This is a genomic window from Streptomyces sp. NBC_00887 (assembly GCF_045207585.1).
Map to the genome: position 1 here is coordinate 8,197,450 of NZ_CP108788.1, position 20,697 is coordinate 8,218,146.

Consider the following 20,697-nt stretch of genomic DNA (forward strand, 5'->3'; position numbering starts at 1 on the left):
GTGATCGGAACCGTCAACCGGGTGCTGCTCGCCCTGGCCGGGCTGGTCCTCCTCGTCGTGGGCGGGGCCGTCCTGACGACGGGGCTCGGTGTGACCGTGCCGTCCTGGTGGCCCTTCGACGGCAAGGACGATGTGCTGCTCAGCCGGGGCGACCGGTACCGCTGGCGGGACGAGGGCTGGTGGTGGCCGGCCGTCATCGCGGGCCTGGCCGTCCTGGTGGTCCTCGCCCTGTGGTGGCTGCTCGCCCAGCTCCGCCGCGGCCGTCTCGCCGAGGTACTCGTCGACAGCGGCGACGGCCAGGGCGCGCTCCTGCGGGGCAGGGCACTGGAGGGCGTGCTCGGCAACGAGGCACGCACCCTGGACGGGGTCTCCGACGCCAAGGTCATGCTGACCGGTCGGCGCACCGCTCCGCAGGCCCGCGTCCGGTTGCTGCTGGAGCCGCACGCCGCCCCGGATCAGGCACTGCGAGGTCTCGCCGACGAGGCGCTGGCCCATGCGCGTACCTCGGCGGGCCTGGACGAGCTGCCCGCCGAGGTACGGCTCAAGGCCGTCAAGCACCGTGCGGAGCGGGTGAGCTGACGGCGCTGTCCGCTCCGGACCGTCAGAAGCCGTGCCGGGCACCGCCGTCGACGGGCACCATGATGCCCGTCAGATACGAGGCGGCAGGGGAGAGCAGGAAGGCCGAGGTCTTCCCGAACTCCTCCGGCGTGCCGTAGCGGCGCAGCGGGATGCGCGCCTCGTGTGCCCTGCGGGCCGCCTCCGCGTCACCCGACAGGGCGTCCAGCTCGCGCACCCGGTCCGTTTCGATCCGGGACGGCAGCACCCCGACGACCCGGATCCCCTGCGGGCCCAGCTCGTCGGCGAGGGACTTGGCGAAGCCGGCGAGGCCGGGGCGCAGGCCGTTGGAGATGGTGAGCCCGGCGATCGGCTCGTGCACCGACGCGGACAGTACGAAGCCGATGACACCGCCCTCGCCCAGTGCGGCAGCCGCCGTACGGGCCAGCCGTACGGCACCGAGGAAGACCGACTCGAACGCCGTCTGCCACTGATCGTCCGTGTTGTCGGCGGCGAAGCCCGGTGCGGGTCCGCCGACGCTGATGAGGATGCCGTCCAGCCTGCCGAAGCGTTCCTTCGCGGCATCCACCAGGCGCTGCGCGGCAGTCGGGTCGGCGTTGTCGGCGACGACGCCGAGAGCGCCGGGCCCCAGGTCCTCGGCGGCCGCCGCGACCCCCCTTTCGTCCCGGCCGGAGACGATCACCTTCGCCCCGTCGGCGACCAGTTCGTGCGCGGTCGCACGGCCCAGCCCACGGGTCGCACCGGTGACGATGTAGACGCGGTCCTTCAGTCCAAGATCCATGGCCTCATCCTGCCGTGTCCTGCCGGGCGAGGTCGACCGCGCTGTTCACCAGCCCGATGTGGCTGAACGCCTGCGGGTAGTTGCCGAGCTGGCGCCCGGCCACCGTGTCGTACTCCTCGGCCAGCAGCCCCACGTCGTTGCGCAGCTCCAGCAGCCGTCCGAACAGTTCCTCGGCGTCGTCCGTCCTGCCGATCCGCAGCAACGCGTCCACCAGCCAGAACGAGCAGGCGATGAACGCCCCTTCGTCGCCGGGCAGACCGTCCACGGAAACGCCCTCGGTGCTGTAGCGGCGGATCATGCCGTCCCGGGCGAGCCCGGCCCGTACGGCATCGACCGTGCCGATGACCCGGGGGTCGTCGGGCGGCAGGAAACCGGTCCGCACGATGAGCAGCGTGGAGGCATCGAGCTCCTGCGAGCCGTAGTACTGCGTGAACGTATTGCGTACGGCGTCGTAGCCCTTCTCGCAGACCTCCGCGTGCACGGCGTCCCGCATCGCCCGCCAGCGGTCCGCGTCGCCCGGCAGCCCGGGGTCCTCCTCCAGCGTGCGCACCGCTCGGTCGGCGGCCACCCAGGCCATCACCTTGGAGTGCACGAAGTGGCGGCGCTGCCCGCGGACCTCCCACAGGCCCTCGTCCGGTTCGCGCCAGGTGGATTCCAGGAAGCCGAGCAGACTGAGCTGCAGGTTCCAGGCATGCGGCTTGTTGCCGAGTCCGGCCTCGCGGGCCACCCTGAGCGAGTCGATGACCTCGCCGTACACGTCGAGCTGCCGCTGCCGGACCGCCGCGTTGCCCGTCCGGACCGGCCGGGAGTGCTCGTAGCCGCTCAGCCACGGCAGCTCGGTCTCGGGGAGTCTGCGCTCGCCCGCGAGGCCGTACATGATCTGCAGGTCCGCCGGGTCGCCGGCCACGGCCCGCAGCAGCCAGTCCCGCCAGGCGGCGGCCTCCTCCAGGTAGCCGGCCGCGACCATGGCGGCCAGTGTGAGGGTGGAGTCCCGCAGCCAGCAGTAGCGGTAGTCCCAGTTCCGTACGCCGCCGATCTCCTCCGGCAGCGAGGTCGTGAGGGCCGCGACGATTCCGCCGGTGGGCGCGTAGGTGAGCGCCTTCAGAGTGATCAGGGAGCGGAGCACGGCTTCCCGGTGCCTGCCCTGATAGGTACATCGCGCCGACCACTTCGCCCAGTCGGTGAGGGTGTGCTTCAGCGCCTTGTACGGATCGATCAGCTTCGGACGCGGGGCGTGCGAGGGATGCCAGGTGAGGACGAACGCCACCTTCTCCCCCTCGGCGACGGTGAACGAGGAGCAGGTGCTGAACTGCTGGCCCCAGGTCTTGACCGGCGGCTCGCTGCGCAGCCAGACGGAGTCGGGCCCCGCGACGGCCACCCGGTGGCCGTGCGAGCGGCGCATCCACGGCACCACGGAACCGAAGTCGAAGCGCAGCCGCAGGACGGAGCTCATGTCGACGCTGCCGCTGACCCCCTCGACGATGCGCATGATGTCGGGCGCCTTGTCGCGCTGCGGCATGAAGTCGATGACCTTGACCGTGCCGGTCCTGGTCTCCCAGAACGTCTCCAGCACCAGGGAGTCGCCCACGTACGCGCGCCGGGTGCAGGTGTCGGCGCTGTCGGTGCCCCGGGGGGCGATGCGCCAGTGGCCGTTGTCCTCGTCGCCGAGAAGGGCGGCGAAGCAGGCACCCGAGTCGAAGCGGGGCAGGCACAGCCAGTCGACAGAACCGTTCCTGCCGACCAGGGCGGCGGTCTGGAGATCGCCGATGAGTGCGTAGTCCTCGATACGTGGGGTCACGCTCTGGCGTCTTCCCGAACCTGGGCCCCGTTAAGCAGCCCTGCCGGGCCCAACACACCGGCGCGAGGCGGTGCACGGACACGTTCGCGGGCTGCGCGGCGACGTTCGCGGGCTACACGGCGACGGGCGCGGGCTACACGGAGACGGGTGCGGGCTCCCCGGCCGTCTCGCTCTCCCGTGAGGCCTGTTCACGGTCGTGCTTCTCGCGCCGTACGAGGATCACCCAGCCGACGGGCACGCCGGCGGCGAAGAGCCACCACTGGACGGCATAGGCCATGTGCGAGCCGATGGAGCCGTCGTCGGGGGCGGGGATCATCTCGGGGGTGCCGTCGGCCGTTTCAGGGGCGGTCAGTTCGAGATATCCGCCCAGGACGGGCCTGCCGAGCAGCTGCGACTGCTGGGCGCTGTTGATGAGCATCACCTGGCGGTCGGGAAGGCCTGCCAGGTCCTTGATCCCACTGGCGCCCGTCGTCTCGTCGGCCTTCAGTCGGCCGGTGACGGTGACCTCGCCCCGGGGCGGGGCCGGGACCTCCGGGAATGCCTGCTGGCTGTCGGCTGAGGGAACCCACCCGCGGTTGACCAGCACGGTGCCGCCGCCCTTGAGGTCCAGCGGGGTCAGGACGTGGACACCGATGCGCTCGTCCTTCGAGGTGCGGCGCCGTACGACCACCTCGTGCGCGGTGTCGAACGTGCCGGTGGCCGTCACCGCGCGCCAGTAGTCGGAACGGGGAACGGTGTGTCCCGGGGAGGTGAGGCGGGAGACCGGGACCGGCTTCGCCTCGAGGTTCTGCGAGATCAGCGCATTCTGCGCGACGCGGTGCTGATGCCGGTGCAGCTGCCAGAAACCGAGCTCGACCATCGTGGGAATCAGGACGAGGACGAGGAGGGTGAGAATCACCCACTGCCGGGTCAACAGGAAGCGGTACACCCCATGACCGTACAACCGGGGTCATGGGGTGCAGCACGCAGGGGTCCCCGGGGGGCCGGGGCGGACTGTCACACTTTGTCCACGATGCCCGCCCTTCCCTCGGCCCGGGCGCAGTGTCCGCCGCAGTACCAGTGGCCGTCGACCTCGACGCCCTGGCCGATCACCTGGACCCGGCAGTGCTCACAGATGGGCGCCATGCGGTGGATGGCGCAGGAGAAGCAGTCGAAGACATGCACCGCGCCCTGCGCGTGCACCTCGAAGGACATCCCGTAGTCGTTTCCGCAAACCTCGCAACGTGCCATGCGCCACAGGGTCGGACGAGAGGGCGGTGGCGGGCGAGCGGGCGGCGGGCGAGTCGCGCCCGGTTCACTCCGATGACGGCGGCGGCACGATCCGCGAGCGCGCCGGTGCCACGTCCCGCAGGAGATGGGTGAAGGCGCTCTCCTCGAGGATCGGCGTGCCGAACGACTTCGCCTTCACCGTCTTCGACGTCGCCGCGTCCGGATCGTTGCTGACGAGCAGACTCGTGAGCCGGGAGACGCTGGTCGCCACGTGCAGGCCCGCCTCCACGGCGCGGTCCTCCAGCAGCTCGCGGTCGATCGAGGTGTCTCCGGAGAACGCCACCCGCATCCCCTGCATGAGGGGTTTGTCCGACTCGTACCGGCCCGGATTCGGGTACGGGCACGCGGGGCGCTTGCGTGAGGGCCGCCAGCTGCCCTGGCCGTGCGACGCCTGGTAGCCGATGCGCGGGGTGACGGGGGAGTCGGACCACTCGGTCAGCGGCCGGCACTCCAGCAGGGGCAGCCGCATCCCGTCCCGGGCCGCCGCGTGCAGACTCGGCCGGAAGGCCTCGGCCAGCACCCGGGCATCGTCCAGCGCATGGTGCGCCCGCTGCTGCACCACGCCGAAGTGCGCGGCGAGCGACTCCAGCTTGTGGTTGGGGAGGGGAAGCCGGAGCTCCTTGGAGAGCGCGATGGTGCACAGCCGCTGCTCGACGGGCGCGACGACCGCCGCGCGCGCGTACTCGCGGGCGAGCATCGACCAGTCGAACGCCGCGTTGTGCGCGACGAGTACCCGGCCGGCGAGCCGCTCGGACAACTGCGCGGCCACCTCCGGGAAGAGCGGTGCGCCCTCCAGGACGGCACTGGTCAGGCCATGGATCCAGACGGGCCCCGGATCCCTCTGGGGGTTCACCAGCGTGTACCAGTGGTCCTCGACGTTACCCAGGGCGTCCAGGCGGTAGACGGCCGCGGACACTATCCGGTCGTCGCGGGCGAGTCCCGTGGTCTCCACGTCGACGACCGCGTACCCCTGGGGGTAGGCGGTCGGCCACGGCGTTGCGGTCTGGCGGTCGTCGAGCATGGTCACAGAGAATACGGGCCGCGACCGACAGTGCCCTATTCGGGCGCCTGTGGACCGCGAACCCGGAGCGGGTGCCGAGCAGTTGGCCGAGTCGGCGGACGGGCGGGTCGGGGTGCGGCGGGCGACCGTGCGGTGAGACCCTCCCGAGGTGACGGACACACAGACGCAGACACACGACGAACCCCATCAAAACGGACTGGGTGCCCGGCTCAACTGGCTCCGGGCCGCGGTCCTCGGCGCCAACGACGGCGTGGTCTCCACCGCGGGCCTCGTCGTCGGCGTCGCCGGGGCGACGGACAACAGGGCCGCCCTGCTGACGGCGGGTCTGGCCGGGCTGCTCGCCGGGTCCATGTCGATGGCGGCCGGGGAGTACGTATCGGTGTCCACCCAGCGCGACTCCGAGAGGGCGGCGCTGGCCACGGAGAAGCGCGAGCTGGAGGAGGCCCCGGAGGCAGAACTCGTCGAACTGACCGGCCTGTTGGAGGAGAAAGGGCTGAGCGCGAAGGTGGCCCGCGAGGCGGCTGTCCAGCTCACGGAGCGCGATGCGCTGCGCGCCCACGCGGAGGTCGAGCTGGGCATCGACCCGGACGAGCTGACGAACCCGTGGCACGCGGCGGGCGCGAGTTTCCTGGCGTTCACGGTGGGTGCGCTGCTGCCCCTGCTGGCGATCGTGCTGCCGCCTCCCTCGGTGCGGCTCGCGGTCACGGTGGTGTCGGTACTCGCGGCCCTGGCGCTCACCGGCTGGTGGAGCGCGCGGCTCGGTGACGCGGCGGTGGGGCGTGCGGTGCTGCGGAACATGGGCGGGGGAGCGGTGGCGATGGCGGTGACCTACGGCGCGGGGGCGTTGCTGGGGGCCGCGGGGGTCTGAGGCGGGGCTGCCCTTGGTGGAACCTGCCAACGGCTGCTGACGTCCGGTCTCCCATACTTGTGGGTAACAACGTCTAGCCCCCGGCCGTCCGGCAGCTCTACGGTGCTCGCATGGAGCCGAACCTGCCCGATGTCGTGCTGTGGTCGATCCCGGCCTTCGTCCTGCTCACCGTCCTCGAAATGGTGGTCCACCGCGTTCACCCGGACGAGGACGCCGCCGGGTACGACGCCAAGGACGCCGCCACCAGCGTCACCATGGGCCTCGGCAGCCTGGCCTTCGACCTGCTGTGGAAGATCCCCATCGTCGCGATCTACGCCGCGGTGTACGAACTGACCCCGCTGCGCATTCCCGTCCTGTGGTGGACGATCCTGCTGATGCTGCTCGCGCAGGACTTCTTCTACTACTGGTCCCACCGCGGCCATCACGTCATACGGATCCTCTGGGCCTGCCACGTGGTCCACCACTCCAGCCGGAAGTTCAACCTCACCACCGCGCTGCGCCAGCCCTGGACCTCGCTGACCGTCTGGCCGTTCTACGTCCCGCTCATCGCCTGCGGCGTCCACCCGGCGGCACTCGCCTTCTGCTCCTCGGCGAATCTCGTCTACCAGTTCTGGGTGCACACCGAACGGATCGACAGGCTGCCCCGCCCATGCGAGTACGTACTCAACACGCCCTCGCACCACCGGGTGCACCACGCCTCCCAGGGCGGCTACCTCGACCGGAACTTCGGCGGGATCCTGATCATCTGGGACCGGCTCTTCGGCTCCTTCACCGCGGAGACCGAACGGCCCGTCTTCGGCCTCACCAAGAACATCGCCACCAACAACCCGCTCCGCGTCGCGACCCATGAGTACGCCGCCATAGCCCGTGACGTACGGGCGGCGGACACCTGGAGCGAGCGGGCGGGCCGGGTCTTCCGTGGGCCGGGCTGGCAGCCCGCGGGCCGGGCCACCGCAGCCGCCCCCGTACAGCCGCTCACCTCCGTGGAGCGCACCGGATGAGCCCCCGCACCGGCGCTCCCCGGCTCGTCCGCCCGCTGCTCGCGGCCTTCCTCGCCGCCGCCGCCCTCCACCTGGCCGGGCTCCTCGCCGGCATCGACACCGCCCACCTGGTCACCAAGCCGCTGCTGATGCCCCTGCTCGCCGCCTATGCCGCCGCCCGGGGAGGTCCCCGGCTGCTCATCGCCGCGCTGCTCCTCGGCTGGGGCGGGGACGTGCTCCTGATGCCCGACGCGGAGGCGGCCTTCCTCGCCGGAATGGGCTCCTTCGCCGCAGGCCACCTCTGCTACCTGTGGCTCTTCGGGCGTGCCCGGGCCTCCAGGCCGGCCGGCCTCGCGTACGCCGCCGTCCTCGTGACCTTCCTCGTCCTGCTCTGGCCCGGCCTGCCCGCGGACCTGCGGATCCCGTTGACCGGCTACAGCCTGCTCCTCACCACCATGGCCTGGCGGGCCGGCATCCTCGGCCGGTACGCGGCACTCGGCGGCGCGCTCTTCCTGCTCTCCGACGCGCTCATCGCGACCGGCATCGCCGACTGGCCGCAGCTGCCCGTCCACGACTTCTGGATCATGCTGACCTATCTGGCCGCGCAGTACCTGCTCACCACGGGAGCGCTCGCCGGCCGAGGTGATTCCACCGGCCAGGCCCGCGGGGCGTACCGTGAGGGGAGTACCAGCATCTGAGACCAGCGAGGACCCCCACGCATGCGCGCCACCGTGATCCATGCCCCCCACGACATCCGCGTCGAGGAGGTGCCCGACCCGACGGTCCAGCAGCCGACCGACGTGGTCCTGCGGGTCCTGCGTGCCTGTATCTGCGGCAGCGACCTGTGGGCCTACCGCGGCGAATCGGCCCGGCAGCCCGGCCAGCGCATCGGCCACGAGTTCCTCGGCATCGTCGAGGAAGCGGGCTCCGCGGTCAACGGCTTCGCCGTCGGCGACCTCGTCGTCGCCCCGTTCGTCTGGTCCGACGGCACGTGCGCCTACTGCGCGGAGGGTCTCACCACGTCCTGCGCCCAAGGCGGATTCTGGGGATCGGTCGGATCCGACGGCGGCCAGGGCGAGGCCGTGCGGGTCCCGTTCGCCGACGGAACCCTCGTCAAGCTCCCGGCGGCAGCCGCCTCCGACGACCGGCTGCTCACCGCGCTCCTGGCACTCTCCGACGTCCTCGGCACCGGGCACCACGCCGCGATCGGCGCGGAGGTGAAGCCCGGCAGCACCGTCGCGGTCGTCGGTGACGGTGCGGTCGGTCTGTGCGGTGTCATGGCCGCCAAGCGGCTCGGGGCCGAGCGGATCATCGCGCTGGGCCGCCACGAGGCCCGTACCGACATCGCCCGGGCCTTCGGTGCCACGGACGTCGTCGCCGAGCGCGGCGAGGCCGCCGTCGCCGCCGTGCGTGAACTGACCGGCGGCGAGGGCACCCACGGGGTGATCGAGGCGGTCGGCACCGAGCAGTCGATGCGCACGGCCATCGGCATCGTCCGCGACGGCGGCTCCATCGGGTACGTCGGCGTCCCGCACGGCAGCGGTACCGGACTCGACCTCGGTGTCATGTTCGACCGGAACATCGCGCTGCGCGGCGGCGTGGCCCCCGTGCGCACGTACATCCCGGAACTGCTCCCCGACGTGCTGGACGGCACGATCGACCCCTCTCCCGTCTTCGACCTGAGCGTCGGACTGGACGGGGTTCCCGGCGGCTACAAGGCGATGGACGAGCGCACCGCCCTCAAGGTGCTCATCAAGCCGTAGCCGCTTCCCGAAGCGGCAGGAGGGGCCGGGGACAGCGTCCCCGGCCCCTCCTCACGCCCTGCCGCAGGTGTTACCTGCGGACCGCGTCGAGCGCGTCCACGACACCGGCTCCGTAGAAGCCGTTGTAGTTGGTGCCGCCCTCGCAGACCGCGTCGATCGTTCCGTCACGGTTGATGTCGTACGGGGCGCCACAGGCCGTGGCGTCCGCCTGGTGCGTCAGCAGTGCCTTCACCGTGCGCGCCGAGGCGTACGGGTGGGTCGACTTGATCAGGGCCGCGACTCCCGCGACGTGCGGGGACGCCATGGACGTACCGGCCTTGTAGCCGAACCCGCCGCCGGGCAGCGTGGACAGGATCAGGCCGCTGGTGGCAGGGGCGTCGGGCGTCTGGTAGACCGTCGAGTCGCCGCCCGGGGCAGCCACGTCGATGACGCCGAGACCGTAGTTGGAGTAAGAGGACTTGAGGCCCTTGGCGCCGGTTGCCGAGACCGTCACGACGCCCGGGAGCTGCGTCGGGATGTCGGGGCAGAGGCTCGGGTCGATGGTCCGGGTGACCGGTTCGGTGTCGTTCGGGCTGCTCGCGTCCTCGATCGCGTCGGACGCCAGGTCGAACCGGGAGTTGCCCGCGGCCGCGACGTTGACGGTTCCCTTGCTCTCCGCGTAGCGGGTCGCCCGGGTGATCGCGTCGACCAGGGCGCCCTGGTCGGGATCGTTCGTGCAGTTGAACATCCACGGGTCTGTGTAATAGCTGTTGTTCGTCACGTCGACACCGTGGTCGGCGGCCCACACGAAGCCGCAGACGACGGCCTCGGTGTAGAAGAATCCGTCCGGCGTGGACACCTTGATGCCGGAGACCTTGACGCCGGGTGCGACGCCGGTGACGCCGACGCCGTTCTTCGCCGCGGCTATGGTGCCCGCGACGTGCGTACCGTGGTCGCTCTCCCCGGCGGCGGGGCGCCAGGCGCCGTCCGTGGTGTCCGGGGCGCCGGACACACAGTTCACCGATGCCTTGCGGTCGAAGTTGGGCGCCAGGTCCGGGTGCGTGTCGTCCACACCCGTGTCGATGACGGCGACCGTGACCTTGCTGCTGCCGAGCGACTTCTCGTGCGCCTTGTCCGCCTTGATGGCGGGCAGGTCCCACTGCAGGGGCTCCAGCGGGTCCTGACCGGCCTTCGCGTCCGCCGCGGCGGCCTCGGCCTGTCCGGCCGTGAGTGGCTGCTCGACCCCGATGTCCTTGGTGGCCTGCGGGACGATCGGGCTGGTGCGCGTGGACCCCGCCGACTGAACGCCCTTGGCCCTGCGGATCGTCGGGCCGAAGTCCGGGTTCTGCGAGTGGACGACGATGACGCCGATCCTGTCGTACGACGTCACGACGGTGCCGCCGGCCTTGGCTATCGCCTTCTTCACCTGCTTGACGGTGCCGTGACCGGCCCGCGTGTTCACGACGTACGACAGCTTCGGGCCGTCGGTCGAGACAGCCGCGGTCGGCTCCTGGGCCGGAGCGGCCGTCGCGGTTCCCGGGAGGAAACCGAGCGAGGCCGTGAGGGCCAGTCCGACGGGCAGCGTGAGTGCGCGTGTCCGTCTGGATGCCAGATGAGCCATGGGTTCTCCACATCATCCGTGCCTGCGGCCGGACACACGGCGTGTCCGGCTGGGTACATATCGAGTGAAGCTATCGCCGATCATGCCGCCGCATCAATGAATAAGGGCAAGTGAGTTCGAGGTGTGATCTCGGGGAGGCCCACCCGTGGAGGCGGGTCCGAGAACGGCGAATCTGCGGTGAACCGCTTCGCCGCGCTCTCCGTGCCGTTGTCAGGGAGTCGCACGCCAACCCCCCACCACACAGAGGACTCCCTGTGAAGACCACTACCGAGACCACCGCACCCGCGTCGCGAGGAGAATCCGTGGCTACCGATGCACCGCCGCCCCCGGGCACGACGGACACCAGTCCCGCCCAGCCCACGACCGAGGCATTCCTCGAGGTGCAGAAGAGCGCGGAGTTCGCCGAACTGCGCCGCTCACAGCGCTCCTTCGCCTTTCCGCTGACCGTCGGCTTCATCGCCTGGTATCTGCTGTACGTGCTGCTGTCCAGCTACGCCGGCGACTTCATGGGCACCGTCGTCGTCGCCAACTTCAACGTGGCCTTCGTCTTCGGCCTCGCCCAGTTCGCCACCACGTTCCTCATCGCCTGGCTCTACTCGCGCCACGCCTCGGCGAAGCTCGACCCCAAGGCGGAGGCCATCAAGTCCCGTATGGAGGCCGACGCATGAGCGCCGTATACCACTCGCAGTCCGCGATCCAGCTCGCCGCCTCGTCCACGAGCGAGCACCGGCCGCTGATCATCAGCCTCTTCGCGGTCTTCGTCGCCGCGACCCTGGCCATCACCGTCTGGGCGGGCCGGCAGACCAAGAGCGCCTCCGACTTCTACGCGGGCGGACGCCAGTTCACCGCCTTCCAGAACGGCCTCGCCGTCTCCGGCGACTACATGTCCGCGGCGTCCTTCCTCGGCATCGCCGGTGCCATCGCGCTCTTCGGGTACGACGGCTTCCTCTACTCCATCGGCTTCCTCGTCGCCTGGCTCGTGGCACTGCTGCTCGTCGCGGAACCGCTGCGCAACTCCGGCCGCTACACCATGGGCGACGTCCTCGCGTACCGGATGCGGCAGCGGCCGGTCCGCACCGCCGCGGGCGCCTCCACCATCGTCGTGTCGATCTTCTACCTGCTGGCGCAGATGGCGGGCGCGGGCGTCCTCGTCTCGCTGCTGCTCGGTATCACCAGCGACGCGGGCAAGATCGTCATCGTGGCGCTGGTCGGCGTGCTCATGATCCTCTACGTCACCATCGGCGGCATGAAGGGCACCACCTGGGTGCAGATGGTCAAGGCGGTGCTGCTCATCGCGGGCGCCCTGCTGATGACGTTCATGGTGCTGTGGAAGTTCAACTTCAACATCTCCGACCTGCTGGGCACCGCGGCCGAGAAGAGTCTCGCCGGACAGCAGGGCGACGCGAAGGCGTTCCTCGAGCCCGGCCTCAAGTACGGTGCGGACGCGATCACCAAGCTGGACTTCATCTCCCTCGGTATCGCACTCGTCCTGGGCACCGCAGGCCTGCCGCACATCCTGATCCGCTTCTACACGGTGCCGACCTCCAAGGCCGCCCGGAAGTCCGTCAACTGGGCCATCGGCATCATCGGCTCCTTCTACCTGATGACGATCGCCCTCGGCTTCGGCGCCGCGGCACTGATCGGACCGGAGGAGATCAAGGCGAAGAACCCGGCGGGCAACGCGGCGGCACCCCAGCTCGCCGAGTACCTCGGAGGCGTCGGCACCACGGGCGGCGCGATCATGCTCGCCGTGATCTCGGCCGTCGCCTTCGCCACGATCCTCGCCGTCGTCGCGGGCCTCACCCTCGCGTCCTCGTCCTCCTTCGCCCACGACATCTACGCCAACGTCATCCGCAAGGGGAAGGCCACGGAGAAGGAGGAGATGCGCGCCGCGAAGTGGGCCACCGTCGCCATCGGCGTCGTCTCCATCGCACTCGGCGCGATGGCCCGCGACCTGAACGTGGCGGGGCTCGTCGCCCTGGCCTTCGCCGTCGCCGCGTCGGCCAACCTGCCGACCATCCTCTACAGCCTCTTCTGGAAGCGGTTCACCACCCAGGGCGCGCTGTGGTCCATCTACGGCGGACTCTTCTCGTCCGTCTTCCTGGTGCTGTTCTCCACGGTCGTCTCCGGGAAGGCCACCTCGATGTTCCCGGAGGTCGACTTCGCCTGGTTCCCCCTGGAGAACCCGGGCCTCGTCTCCATCCCGCTGGGCTTCCTGCTCGGCTGGATCGGCTCGCTCCTCTCCAAGGAGGAACCGGACGCGGGCAAGTACGCCGAACTCGAGGTCAAGTCCCTCACCGGCGTCGGCGCCCACTGACGCACGCCGCACCCCGGCGGGGCCCCGTCGTAGAGACCTACGACGGGGCCCCGCCGCAGCTCGTGTCAATCGGGCACCCGCGATGTCACCGGTCTCGCGTAGTCTCGGAGCAGTCAGACCGCGCAACCGCGGACATCACCGGGGGAGGGGGCCCACAGTGCTCATCGACACCTACGGCAGAGTCGCCACGGACCTGCGTGTATCGCTGACCGACAAGTGCAACCTGCGCTGCACCTACTGCATGCCCGAGGAAGGCCTGCAGTGGCTGGCCAAGCAGGAACTGCTGAGCGACGACGAGATCGTCAGGCTCATCCGCATCGCCGTCACCGACCTCGGCATCCGAGAGGTCCGCTTCACCGGCGGCGAGCCGCTGCTGCGCCCCGGGCTCGTCTCCATCGTCGAACAGTGCGCCGCCCTGGAACCCCGCCCCAGGATGTCGCTCACGACCAACGGCATCGGACTCAAGCGCACCGCCGCGGCCCTGAAGGCCGCGGGCCTGGACCGGGTCAACGTCTCCCTGGACACCCTGCGCCCCGACGTCTTCAAGACCCTCACCCGCCGTGACCGGCACCGGGACGTGCTGGACGGACTCGAGGCCGCCCGCGACGCCGGACTCACCCCGGTCAAGGTCAACGCGGTCCTGATGCCCGGACTCAACGACGACGAGGCCCCCGAGCTCCTCGCCTGGGCCGTCGAGCACGGCTACGAGCTCCGCTTCATCGAGCAGATGCCCCTCGATGCCCAGCACGGCTGGAAGCGCGACGGAATGATCACGGCCGGTGACATCCTCGAGTCACTGCGCACCCGCTTCACCCTCACCGCCGAGGGCGAGGACGCGCGCGGATCCGCCCCCGCCGAGCGCTGGACCGTGGACGGCGGCCCGCACCGCGTCGGTGTCATCGCCTCCGTGACCAGGCCGTTCTGCCGGGCCTGCGACCGCACCAGGCTCACCGCCGACGGCCAGGTCCGCACGTGCCTGTTCGCCCGCGAGGAGACGGACCTGCGCGGCGCCCTGCGCTCGGACGCCCCGGACGAGGAGATCGCGAGGATCTGGAAGCTTGCGATGTGGGGCAAGAAGGCGGGCTCCGGACTCGACGACCCGACCTTCCTGCAGCCCGACCGGCCGATGTCAGCGATCGGTGGCTGAGGACTCCCACTCCGCGAGGGGCACGACATCCTTCAGGAATCCTCGTACCCCGAGGAAGGAGGAGAGGTGCTCCCGGTGCTCGTCACAGGCCAGCCAGGTCTTGCGCCGCTCCGGGGTGTGCAACTTCGGGTTGTTCCAGGCGAGCACCCACACGGCATCGGTGCGGCAGCCCTTGGCGGAACAGACAGGCGCACCGGTGGCGCTCTCGGCGGAAGTCTCGGGGAGGTTCACGACCTCAACCCTAGGGCCTCTCGTCGACGCATCCCCGCCGGAGAAAAGGCGACGCCGAGCAGCCACGGGGGGAGCTGCCCGGCGTCGGTCCGTCGCTCCGACGGGGGATGCGGAGCGCGTACGAAGTATGTCACGGGGACCGGGGTGCGGTGCACAGGAACTTCATGATTGATCTGAGCTTTTCCTGAGCTTTCCCGACCTGCCGGCTCACTCGTTCTCGCGCACGTTTCCGGTGCTGCCCGTCTGCCCGGCCTCCGGGGCCGGCTCCGGAGTACCCGCCGCAGGGGCGGTGCCGAGAGCGGGCCGCATGGGTGCGGGCACGAACGTCGAGGGGAGTGAAGGGGCGTTCTCGCGACCGGCGTTGGCGATGACCACCGCGACATAGGGGAGCAGGACGCCCAGCACGAGGGCCACCACGGCCACATGCCTCTCGACGTTCCACAGCGTCGCCGCGAGCACCACCGAGACGGTCCGCACGGACATCGAGATGATGTAGCGCCGTTGCCTGCCACGCACGTCGTCGGCGAGTCCCTGGCGGGCTCCGGTGATCCGGAAGACCTCTGTGCCGCTCTGCTTCCGCGCCATGTTCCACCACCAGATCTCTGTGCCGGGCAACCCCGGACCGGGCCGCTCCTACGGTACGCCCGGCATCCGCCGGGTTCGAGACCGGGGCATGTCCCGTCCGTCCCGATCCGTACCGCCTCACCACGTACGGACCTGTCCGGCATGCGGTGTAGGTCCCATGCGCCGAGACTGGGCGGACGTGCGCACACCGCGCCGCACGAGGAGGCGATATGGGCTGGTTGTGGGCAATCATCGTGGGATTGGTCCTGGGGCTGCTCGCCCGGGCCATCCTGCCGGGCAAGCAGGACATCCCCCTCTGGCTGACGGTTGTGTTCGGTATCCTCGGCAGCATCCTGGGCAACGCCGTGGCGACCTGGATCGGTGTCAACGAGACCAAGGGTATCGACTGGATGCGCCACCTGCTGCAGCTGATCGGCGCAGTGGCCGTTGTCGGAGTCGGCGACATGCTCTGGCAGTCGATCAGGAGCAGTCGCGGCAAACAGCGGACCTGACCACACCCACAGCACGGCGGCCGGCCACGCGTCACGCGTGGCCGGCCGCCGTGCTGTGCCCCCGTGAGTGCCGTCGGCCGGATCAGCCGGCCGTGACTTCGACGGCCGCCAGGTTCTTCTTGCCCCGGCGCAGCACCAGCCAGCGCCCGTGCAGCAGCTCCTCGCGGGCCGGGGCGGCCTCGCCGTCCGTGACCTTCACATTGTTCACGTAGGCCCCGCCCTCCTTGACCGTGCGGCGGGCGGCCGACTTGCTCGGCGCCAGACCGACCTCGACCAGGAGATCCACCACCGGACCGAGCTCGGCGACCTCGGCGTGCGGCACCTCGGACAGTGCGGCACCCAGCGTCGCCCCGTCCAGCTCGCCGAGATCTCCCTGGCCGAACAGCGCCTTCGAAGCCGCGATGACCGCCGCGCACTGCGCGCCGCCGTGCACCAGCGTCGTCAGCTCCTCGGCCAGCGCACGCTGGGCCGAACGGGCCTGCGGGCGCTCCTCGGTGAGCTGCTCCAGCTCCTCGAGCTCCTCACGGCTCTTGAAGCTGAGGATGCGCATGTACGTGGAGATGTCCCGGTCGTCCACATTCAGCCAGAACTGGTAGAAGGCGTACGGCGTCGTCATCTCCGGGTCGAGCCAGACGGCCCCGCTCTCGGACTTGCCGAACTTGGTGCCGTCCGCCTTCACCATCAGCGGGGTCGCCAGCGCGTGCACGGTGGCAGCCGGATCCACGCGGTGGATCAGGTCGATCCCCGCCGTGAGGTTGCCCCACTGGTCGCTGCCGCCCTGCTGGAGGGTGCAGCCGTAGCGCCGGTACAGCTCCAGGAAGTCCATGCCCTGCAGCAGCTGGTAACTGAACTCCGTGTAGCTGATGCCCTCCTGGGACTCCAGCCGGCGGGCGACCGAGTCCTTGGTGAGCATCTTGTTGACCCGGAAGTGCTTGCCGATGTCCCGCAGGAACTCGATCGCGGACAGGCCCGCGGTCCAGTCCAGGTTGTTCACCATCGTCGCGGCGTTCGGACCCTCGAAGGCGAGGAAGGGCTCGATCTGCCCGCGCAGCCGCTGGACCCACGCGGCAATGGTCTCCGGGTCGTTCAGCGTGCGCTCCGCGGTCGGCCGCGGGTCACCGATCTGACCGGTGGCCCCGCCGACCAGGGCGAGCGGCTTCAGCCCGGCCTGCTGGAGCCGGCGCATGGTGAGCACCTGCACCAGGTGACCGACGTGCAGACTCGCCGCGGTCGGGTCGAACCCGCAATAGAACGTGACCGGGCCGTCCGCGAGAGCCTTGCGCAGTGCGTCCTCGTCAGTGGACTGGGCGAACAGCCCACGCCACTTCAGCTCGTCGACGATGTCCGTCACGGTCTTTTCGCTCCTCGTGGGGTCGAGATGGGTCGATGGAATACGCGGTTCAGTCTAGGACGGTCAGACGCCCCGGCTGACCGAGCTCATGTGGAAATCGGGGATCCGCAGCGCGGGCATGGCGGCCCGGGTGAAGTAGTCGCCCCACTCGCGCGGCAGCGTCTTCTCCGTGCGGCCCGCCTCCGACGCCCGGGACAGCAGATCGACCGGCGACTCGTTGAACCGGAAGTTGTTCACCTCGCCGAGGACCTCCCCGTCCTCCACCAGATAGACCCCGTCCCGGGTCAGGCCGGTCAGCAGCAGCGTCGCCGGATCCACCTCCCGGATGTACCACATGCAGGTCAGCAGCAGGGCCCGGCCTTTCGTGGCGGCCACCATCTCCTCCAGTGAGCGCTTGCCGCCGCCGTCCATCACCAGGTTGTCCACGGCCGGGGCCAGCGGCAGGTCCGTGAGCCCCGCCGAGTGCCGTGTCGTGGTCAGCCGCTCCAGCTTGCCCTCCCTGACCCAGTCCGTGGGCGCCAGCGGCAGGCCGTTGTCGAAGACGGAGGCGTCGTCGCCGGACGCGTGGGCGATCACGAACGGTGCGGACTCCAGGCCCGGCTCGTGCGGGTCGCTGCGCAGGGTCAGCGGCAGGGCGGAGAGCTTCTCGCCGAGCCGCGTACCGCCTCCCGGCCTGGAGAAGACCGTCCGGCCCTCCGCGGCGTCCCGGGCGCTCGACGACCAGAACTGGTAGATGAGCAGGTCGGCCACCGCGGTCGGCGGCAGCAGCGTCTCGTACCGGCCGGCCGGCAGCTCGATCCGGCGCTCGGCCCAGCCCAGCCGCTGCGCGAGCTCCGCGTCCAGGACCGCCGGGTCGACGTCCGTGAAGTCCCGGGTCGCCCGTCCCGCCCAGGCGGACCGGGTCCGGTCGGGCGACTTGGCGTTCAGCTCCAGCGTCCCGTTCGGCTGGTCGTGGCGCAGCCGCAGCCCCGTCGACGTACCCAGGTAGGTCGAGGTCATCTCGTGGTTGGCGAAGCCGTACAGCTCACGGCCGCCGGAGCGGGCGCGGGCGAAGGCGTCACCGAGCGCCGGGGCGAAGGCGGCGAAGACATCGGAGCCCGTCTCCGCGGGGGCATCCGTGAAAGCGGCGGACACCGGCACCCCGGAGACGAGCGGCTGCGCGTCCTCTGCGGGCCCGGCCCCGCGCGCGGCGGCCTCGGCTGCCCGTACGAGCGGTTCCAGGTCGTCGGCGGTGACGGCGGAGCGCGACACCACGCCGGACGCCGTCCCCCGGGCGCCGTCCACGGTCGCGATCACGGTCAGGGTCCGGCCGCGCGTCACCCCGTTCGTGGTGAGCGCGTTGCCGGCCCAGCGCAGATTGGCGGAGGAGTTCTCGTCCGCGATGACCACACAGCCATCGGTGGTGGACAGCTCGAGAGCGCGCTCGACGATCTCGTACGGCTTGCTGACGCGGCTCATCGCCCGGCCTCCTGCGTCGTGTTGAGGATGTTCACGCCTCGGAAGAGGGCGGAGGGGCAGCCGTGCGAGACGGCCGCGACCTGGCCCGGCTGGGCCTTGCCGCAGTTGAACGCGCCGCCCAGGACGTAGGTCTGCGGCCCGCCGACCTTCTCCATCGAGCCCCAGAAGTCCGTGGTCGTCGCCTGGTAGGCCACGTCCCGCAGCTGACCGGCCAGCCTGCCGTTCTCGATGCGGAAGAACCGCTGCCCGGTGAACTGGAAGTTGTAGCGCTGCATGTCGATCGACCAGGACCGGTCGCCGACCACGTAGATCCCGCGCTCCACCCCGCCGATCAGGTCCTCCGTGGAGAGCCCGCCCGGATCCGGCCGCAGCGACACGTTCGCCATGCGCTGTACGGGGACGTGGCCCGGCGAGTCCGCGTAGGCGCACCCGTTGGACCGGCCGAGACCGGTCAGCTTCGCGATCCGCCGGTCCGTCTGGTAGCCCACGAGAGTCCCGTCCTTGACCAGGTCCCACGACTGCGCCTCGACGCCCTCGTCGTCGTACCCGATCGTGGCGAGCCCGTGCTCGGCGGTGCGGTCGCCCGTCACGTTCATCACGGGGGAGCCGTACGCCAGCTTCCCCAGCTGGTCGAACGTGGCGAACGACGTACCGGCGTACGCCGCCTCGTAGCCCAGCGCCCGGTCCAGCTCGGTGGCGTGGCCGATCGACTCGTGGATGGTCAGCCACAGGTTGGACGGGTCGACGACCAGGTCGTACGTCCCCGCCTCGACGCTCGGCGCCCGCATCTTCTCGGCCAGCAGCCCCGGGATCCGCTCCAGTTCGGCGTCCCAGTCCCAGCCGGTGCCGGTGAGGTACTCCCAACCCCGTCCCACTGGTGGTGCGATGGTCCGCATCGAGTCGAACTCGCCGGTCGTGGAGTCCACGGCCACCGCGGTCAGCTGGGGATGCACGCGCACGCGCTGCTGCGTGGTGACGGTCCCCGCCGTGTCCGCGTAGAACTTGTTCTCGTGGACGGTCATCAGCGAGGCGTCCACGTGCGCGACCCCGTCCGCCGCCAGCAGCCGCGAGCTCCACTCCGCGAGCAGCCCGGCCTTCTCCTCGTCCGGTACGGAGAAGGGGTCGATCTCGTACGCCGAGACCCAGCTCCGCTCACCGTGCACCGGCTCGTCCGCCAGCTCGACACGCTCGTCCGATCCCGCCGACGCGATCACCTTCGCCGACAGCTTCGCCATGGCGACGGCCTGCGAGGCCACCTTCGCCGCGGCGTCCATCGTCAGGTCCACCCCGGACGCGAACCCCCACGCACCGCCGTGCACCACCCGCACCGCGTAACCGAGGTCGGTGGTGTCCGAGGTCCCGGAGGGCCGTGCGTCCCGCAGCCGCCAGGTGGCGCCCCGTACCCGCTCGAACCGGAAGTCGGCGTGCACCGCGCCGAGCGCACGCGCGCGGGCGAGCGCCGCGTCGGCGAGGGCACGCAGTGGCAGGGCCAGAAACGACTGATCTACCTCGTGGGCCACGCGGGCCTCCCCTTCTCCACCTCTGGAAATGTCTCCGCAGTGAATCATGGGGGGTCCCGGGGCCCGGGTGCGCCGGATTTTACGTGTCCGGCCCCCGCAGGTCCGTTCTGTAGGGATCCAACAGTCGCGGCACTGCGGCGCTGTCAGAGGCCGATTCCCTGGATGAGGGGTGGTACCGATAGGTTTCGATGTACCAGACCGCCAAGGAAAGGGTGATCCGTTGAGCCGCTCGGTTCTCGTCACCGGAGGAAACCGGGGCATCGGCCTCGCCATCGCCCGCGCCTTCGCCGACAACGGCGACAAGGTCGCGATCACCTACCGCTCCGGCGAGCCGCCCCAGGCGCTCACCGACGCGGGCTGCCTGGCGGTCCGGTGCGACATCACCGACACCGAGCAGGTGGAACAGGCCTACAAGGAGATCGAGGAGAAGCACGGTCCCGTGGAGGTACTGGTCGCCAACGCCGGTATCACCAAGGACCAGTTGCTGATGCGGATGTCCGAGGACGACTTCACGTCGGTACTCGACACCAACCTCACCGGCACCTTCCGGGTCGTCAAGCGGGCCAACCGCGCGATGCTGCGCGCGAAGAAGGGCCGCGTCGTCCTCATCTCCTCCGTCGTCGGCCTCCTCGGCTCGGCGGGACAGGCCAACTACGCGGCGTCCAAGGCGGGCCTGGTCGGCTTCGCCCGGTCGCTGGCCCGTGAGCTCGGCTCGCGGAACATCACGTTCAACGTCGTCGCACCCGGGTTCGTCGACACCGACATGACGCAGGCGCTCACCGATGAGCAGCGCAAGGGCATCGTGTCCCAGGTGCCGCTCGGCCGCTACGCGCAGCCCGCTGAGATCGCCGCCGCGGTGCGCTTCCTCGCGTCCGACGACGCGTCGTACATCACTGGAGCCGTCATTCCCGTTGACGGCGGATTGGGCATGGGTCACTGAT

Annotated in this window: 21 protein-coding genes; 10 read left to right on the forward strand and 11 right to left on the reverse strand. The window is 70.5% G+C overall.

The annotated features are described in order from the left end of the window. Positions 1-579 carry an alkaline shock response membrane anchor protein AmaP gene (gene amaP, locus OG844_RS37355; RefSeq protein WP_406389183.1) on the forward strand — a complete coding sequence of 193 codons (579 nt, stop codon included), beginning with the start codon at positions 1-3 and terminating at the stop codon, positions 577-579. A gap of 22 nt (positions 580-601) precedes the next feature. On the opposite strand, the gene OG844_RS37360 is transcribed toward amaP, so the two are convergent. From OG844_RS37360 to OG844_RS37380, 5 genes are all read right to left on the reverse strand, one after another. Next, positions 602-1,357, reverse strand: coding sequence for an SDR family oxidoreductase (locus OG844_RS37360; RefSeq protein WP_406395900.1), 756 nt, complete (start codon positions 1,355-1,357; stop codon positions 602-604). 4 nt (positions 1,358-1,361) lie between these two features. Then, positions 1,362-3,155, reverse strand: coding sequence for a glycoside hydrolase family 15 protein (locus OG844_RS37365; protein ID WP_406389182.1), 1,794 nt, complete (start codon positions 3,153-3,155; stop codon positions 1,362-1,364). A gap of 133 nt (positions 3,156-3,288) precedes the next feature. Beyond that, the gene (locus OG844_RS37370; RefSeq protein WP_406389181.1) at positions 3,289-4,083 is read right to left on the reverse strand and encodes an SURF1 family protein; all 795 of its coding nucleotides are present in this window, start codon (positions 4,081-4,083) and stop codon (positions 3,289-3,291) included. 68 nt (positions 4,084-4,151) lie between these two features. After that, entirely contained in the window at positions 4,152-4,385 is a 234-nt protein-coding gene (locus OG844_RS37375) for a hypothetical protein (RefSeq protein WP_073747930.1), read from the reverse strand. Between the two features lie 64 nt (positions 4,386-4,449). Next, the gene (locus OG844_RS37380; protein ID WP_406389179.1) at positions 4,450-5,451 is read right to left on the reverse strand and encodes a DEDDh family exonuclease; all 1,002 of its coding nucleotides are present in this window, start codon (positions 5,449-5,451) and stop codon (positions 4,450-4,452) included. Between the two features lie 142 nt (positions 5,452-5,593). Between OG844_RS37380 and OG844_RS37385 the strand changes: the two genes are divergently transcribed. The 4 genes from OG844_RS37385 (at position 5,594) to OG844_RS37400 (ending at position 9,056) form a co-directional block, all read left to right on the forward strand. Further along, complete coding sequence (locus OG844_RS37385) at positions 5,594-6,313, forward strand: VIT family protein (protein WP_406389177.1); 720 nt, start codon at positions 5,594-5,596, stop codon at positions 6,311-6,313. Between the two features lie 110 nt (positions 6,314-6,423). Next, positions 6,424-7,314, forward strand: coding sequence for a sterol desaturase family protein (locus tag OG844_RS37390; RefSeq protein ID WP_406389176.1), 891 nt, complete (start codon positions 6,424-6,426; stop codon positions 7,312-7,314). Further along, entirely contained in the window at positions 7,311-7,991 is a 681-nt protein-coding gene (locus OG844_RS37395) for a lysoplasmalogenase (RefSeq protein ID WP_406389174.1), read from the forward strand. Before OG844_RS37390 ends, OG844_RS37395 begins: the two co-directional genes overlap by 4 nt. Before the next feature lie 21 nt (positions 7,992-8,012). Next, entirely contained in the window at positions 8,013-9,056 is a 1,044-nt protein-coding gene (locus OG844_RS37400; protein WP_406389172.1) for a zinc-dependent alcohol dehydrogenase family protein, read from the forward strand. A gap of 70 nt (positions 9,057-9,126) precedes the next feature. Here OG844_RS37400 and OG844_RS37405 read toward each other — a convergent pair whose 3' ends face one another. Further along, the gene (locus tag OG844_RS37405; RefSeq protein ID WP_406389171.1) at positions 9,127-10,656 is read right to left on the reverse strand and encodes a S8 family peptidase; all 1,530 of its coding nucleotides are present in this window, start codon (positions 10,654-10,656) and stop codon (positions 9,127-9,129) included. Between the two features lie 302 nt (positions 10,657-10,958). On the opposite strand from OG844_RS37405, the gene OG844_RS37410 reads away from it, so the two are divergent. The 3 genes from OG844_RS37410 to moaA all read left to right on the forward strand — a co-directional run bounded on the left by OG844_RS37410 (position 10,959) and on the right by moaA (position 14,120). Then, the gene (locus OG844_RS37410; RefSeq protein ID WP_406389170.1) at positions 10,959-11,324 is read left to right on the forward strand and encodes a DUF485 domain-containing protein; all 366 of its coding nucleotides are present in this window, start codon (positions 10,959-10,961) and stop codon (positions 11,322-11,324) included. Continuing rightward, a complete protein-coding gene (locus OG844_RS37415) occupies positions 11,321-12,973 on the forward strand; it encodes a cation acetate symporter (RefSeq protein WP_406389169.1) in 1,653 nt (550 codons plus the stop codon). The genes OG844_RS37410 and OG844_RS37415 overlap by 4 nt, the downstream gene beginning before the upstream one ends. Before the next feature lie 157 nt (positions 12,974-13,130). Next, positions 13,131-14,120: a GTP 3',8-cyclase MoaA gene (gene moaA / locus OG844_RS37420; RefSeq protein ID WP_406389168.1), complete on the forward strand. Its 990-nt coding sequence runs from the start codon at positions 13,131-13,133 to the stop codon at positions 14,118-14,120. Here the strand turns inward: moaA and OG844_RS37425 are convergent. Beyond that, on the reverse strand, positions 14,103-14,351 hold the full coding sequence (locus OG844_RS37425) for a hypothetical protein (RefSeq protein WP_406389167.1): 249 nt from the start codon (positions 14,349-14,351) through the stop codon (positions 14,103-14,105). The genes moaA and OG844_RS37425 overlap by 18 nt on opposite strands. A 207-nt stretch (positions 14,352-14,558) precedes the next feature. Then, positions 14,559-14,936, reverse strand: a complete 378-nt coding sequence (locus OG844_RS37430) for a DUF3099 domain-containing protein (RefSeq protein ID WP_406389165.1) — start codon at positions 14,934-14,936, stop codon at positions 14,559-14,561. A 209-nt stretch (positions 14,937-15,145) separates the two neighbouring features. Between OG844_RS37430 and OG844_RS37435 the strand changes: the two genes are divergently transcribed. Further along, entirely contained in the window at positions 15,146-15,427 is a 282-nt protein-coding gene (locus tag OG844_RS37435) for a GlsB/YeaQ/YmgE family stress response membrane protein (protein ID WP_356419508.1), read from the forward strand. Positions 15,428-15,509: 82 nt separating this feature from the next. Here the strand turns inward: OG844_RS37435 and tyrS are convergent, their stop codons facing one another. From tyrS to OG844_RS37450, 3 genes are all read right to left on the reverse strand, one after another. Continuing rightward, on the reverse strand, positions 15,510-16,778 hold the full coding sequence (gene tyrS, locus OG844_RS37440; protein ID WP_406389163.1) for a tyrosine--tRNA ligase: 1,269 nt from the start codon (positions 16,776-16,778) through the stop codon (positions 15,510-15,512). A gap of 63 nt (positions 16,779-16,841) precedes the next feature. Next, on the reverse strand, positions 16,842-18,236 hold the full coding sequence (locus OG844_RS37445) for a metallopeptidase TldD-related protein (protein ID WP_406389162.1): 1,395 nt from the start codon (positions 18,234-18,236) through the stop codon (positions 16,842-16,844). Then, complete coding sequence (locus OG844_RS37450; protein ID WP_406389160.1) at positions 18,233-19,756, reverse strand: TldD/PmbA family protein; 1,524 nt, start codon at positions 19,754-19,756, stop codon at positions 18,233-18,235. Before OG844_RS37450 ends, OG844_RS37445 begins: the two co-directional genes overlap by 4 nt. A gap of 220 nt (positions 19,757-19,976) precedes the next feature. Here OG844_RS37450 and fabG point away from each other — a divergent pair, with 220 nt between their 5' ends. Then, a complete protein-coding gene (gene fabG / locus OG844_RS37455; protein WP_329212497.1) occupies positions 19,977-20,696 on the forward strand; it encodes a 3-oxoacyl-[acyl-carrier-protein] reductase in 720 nt (239 codons plus the stop codon). The last annotated feature ends 1 nt before the right edge of the window (position 20,697 follow it).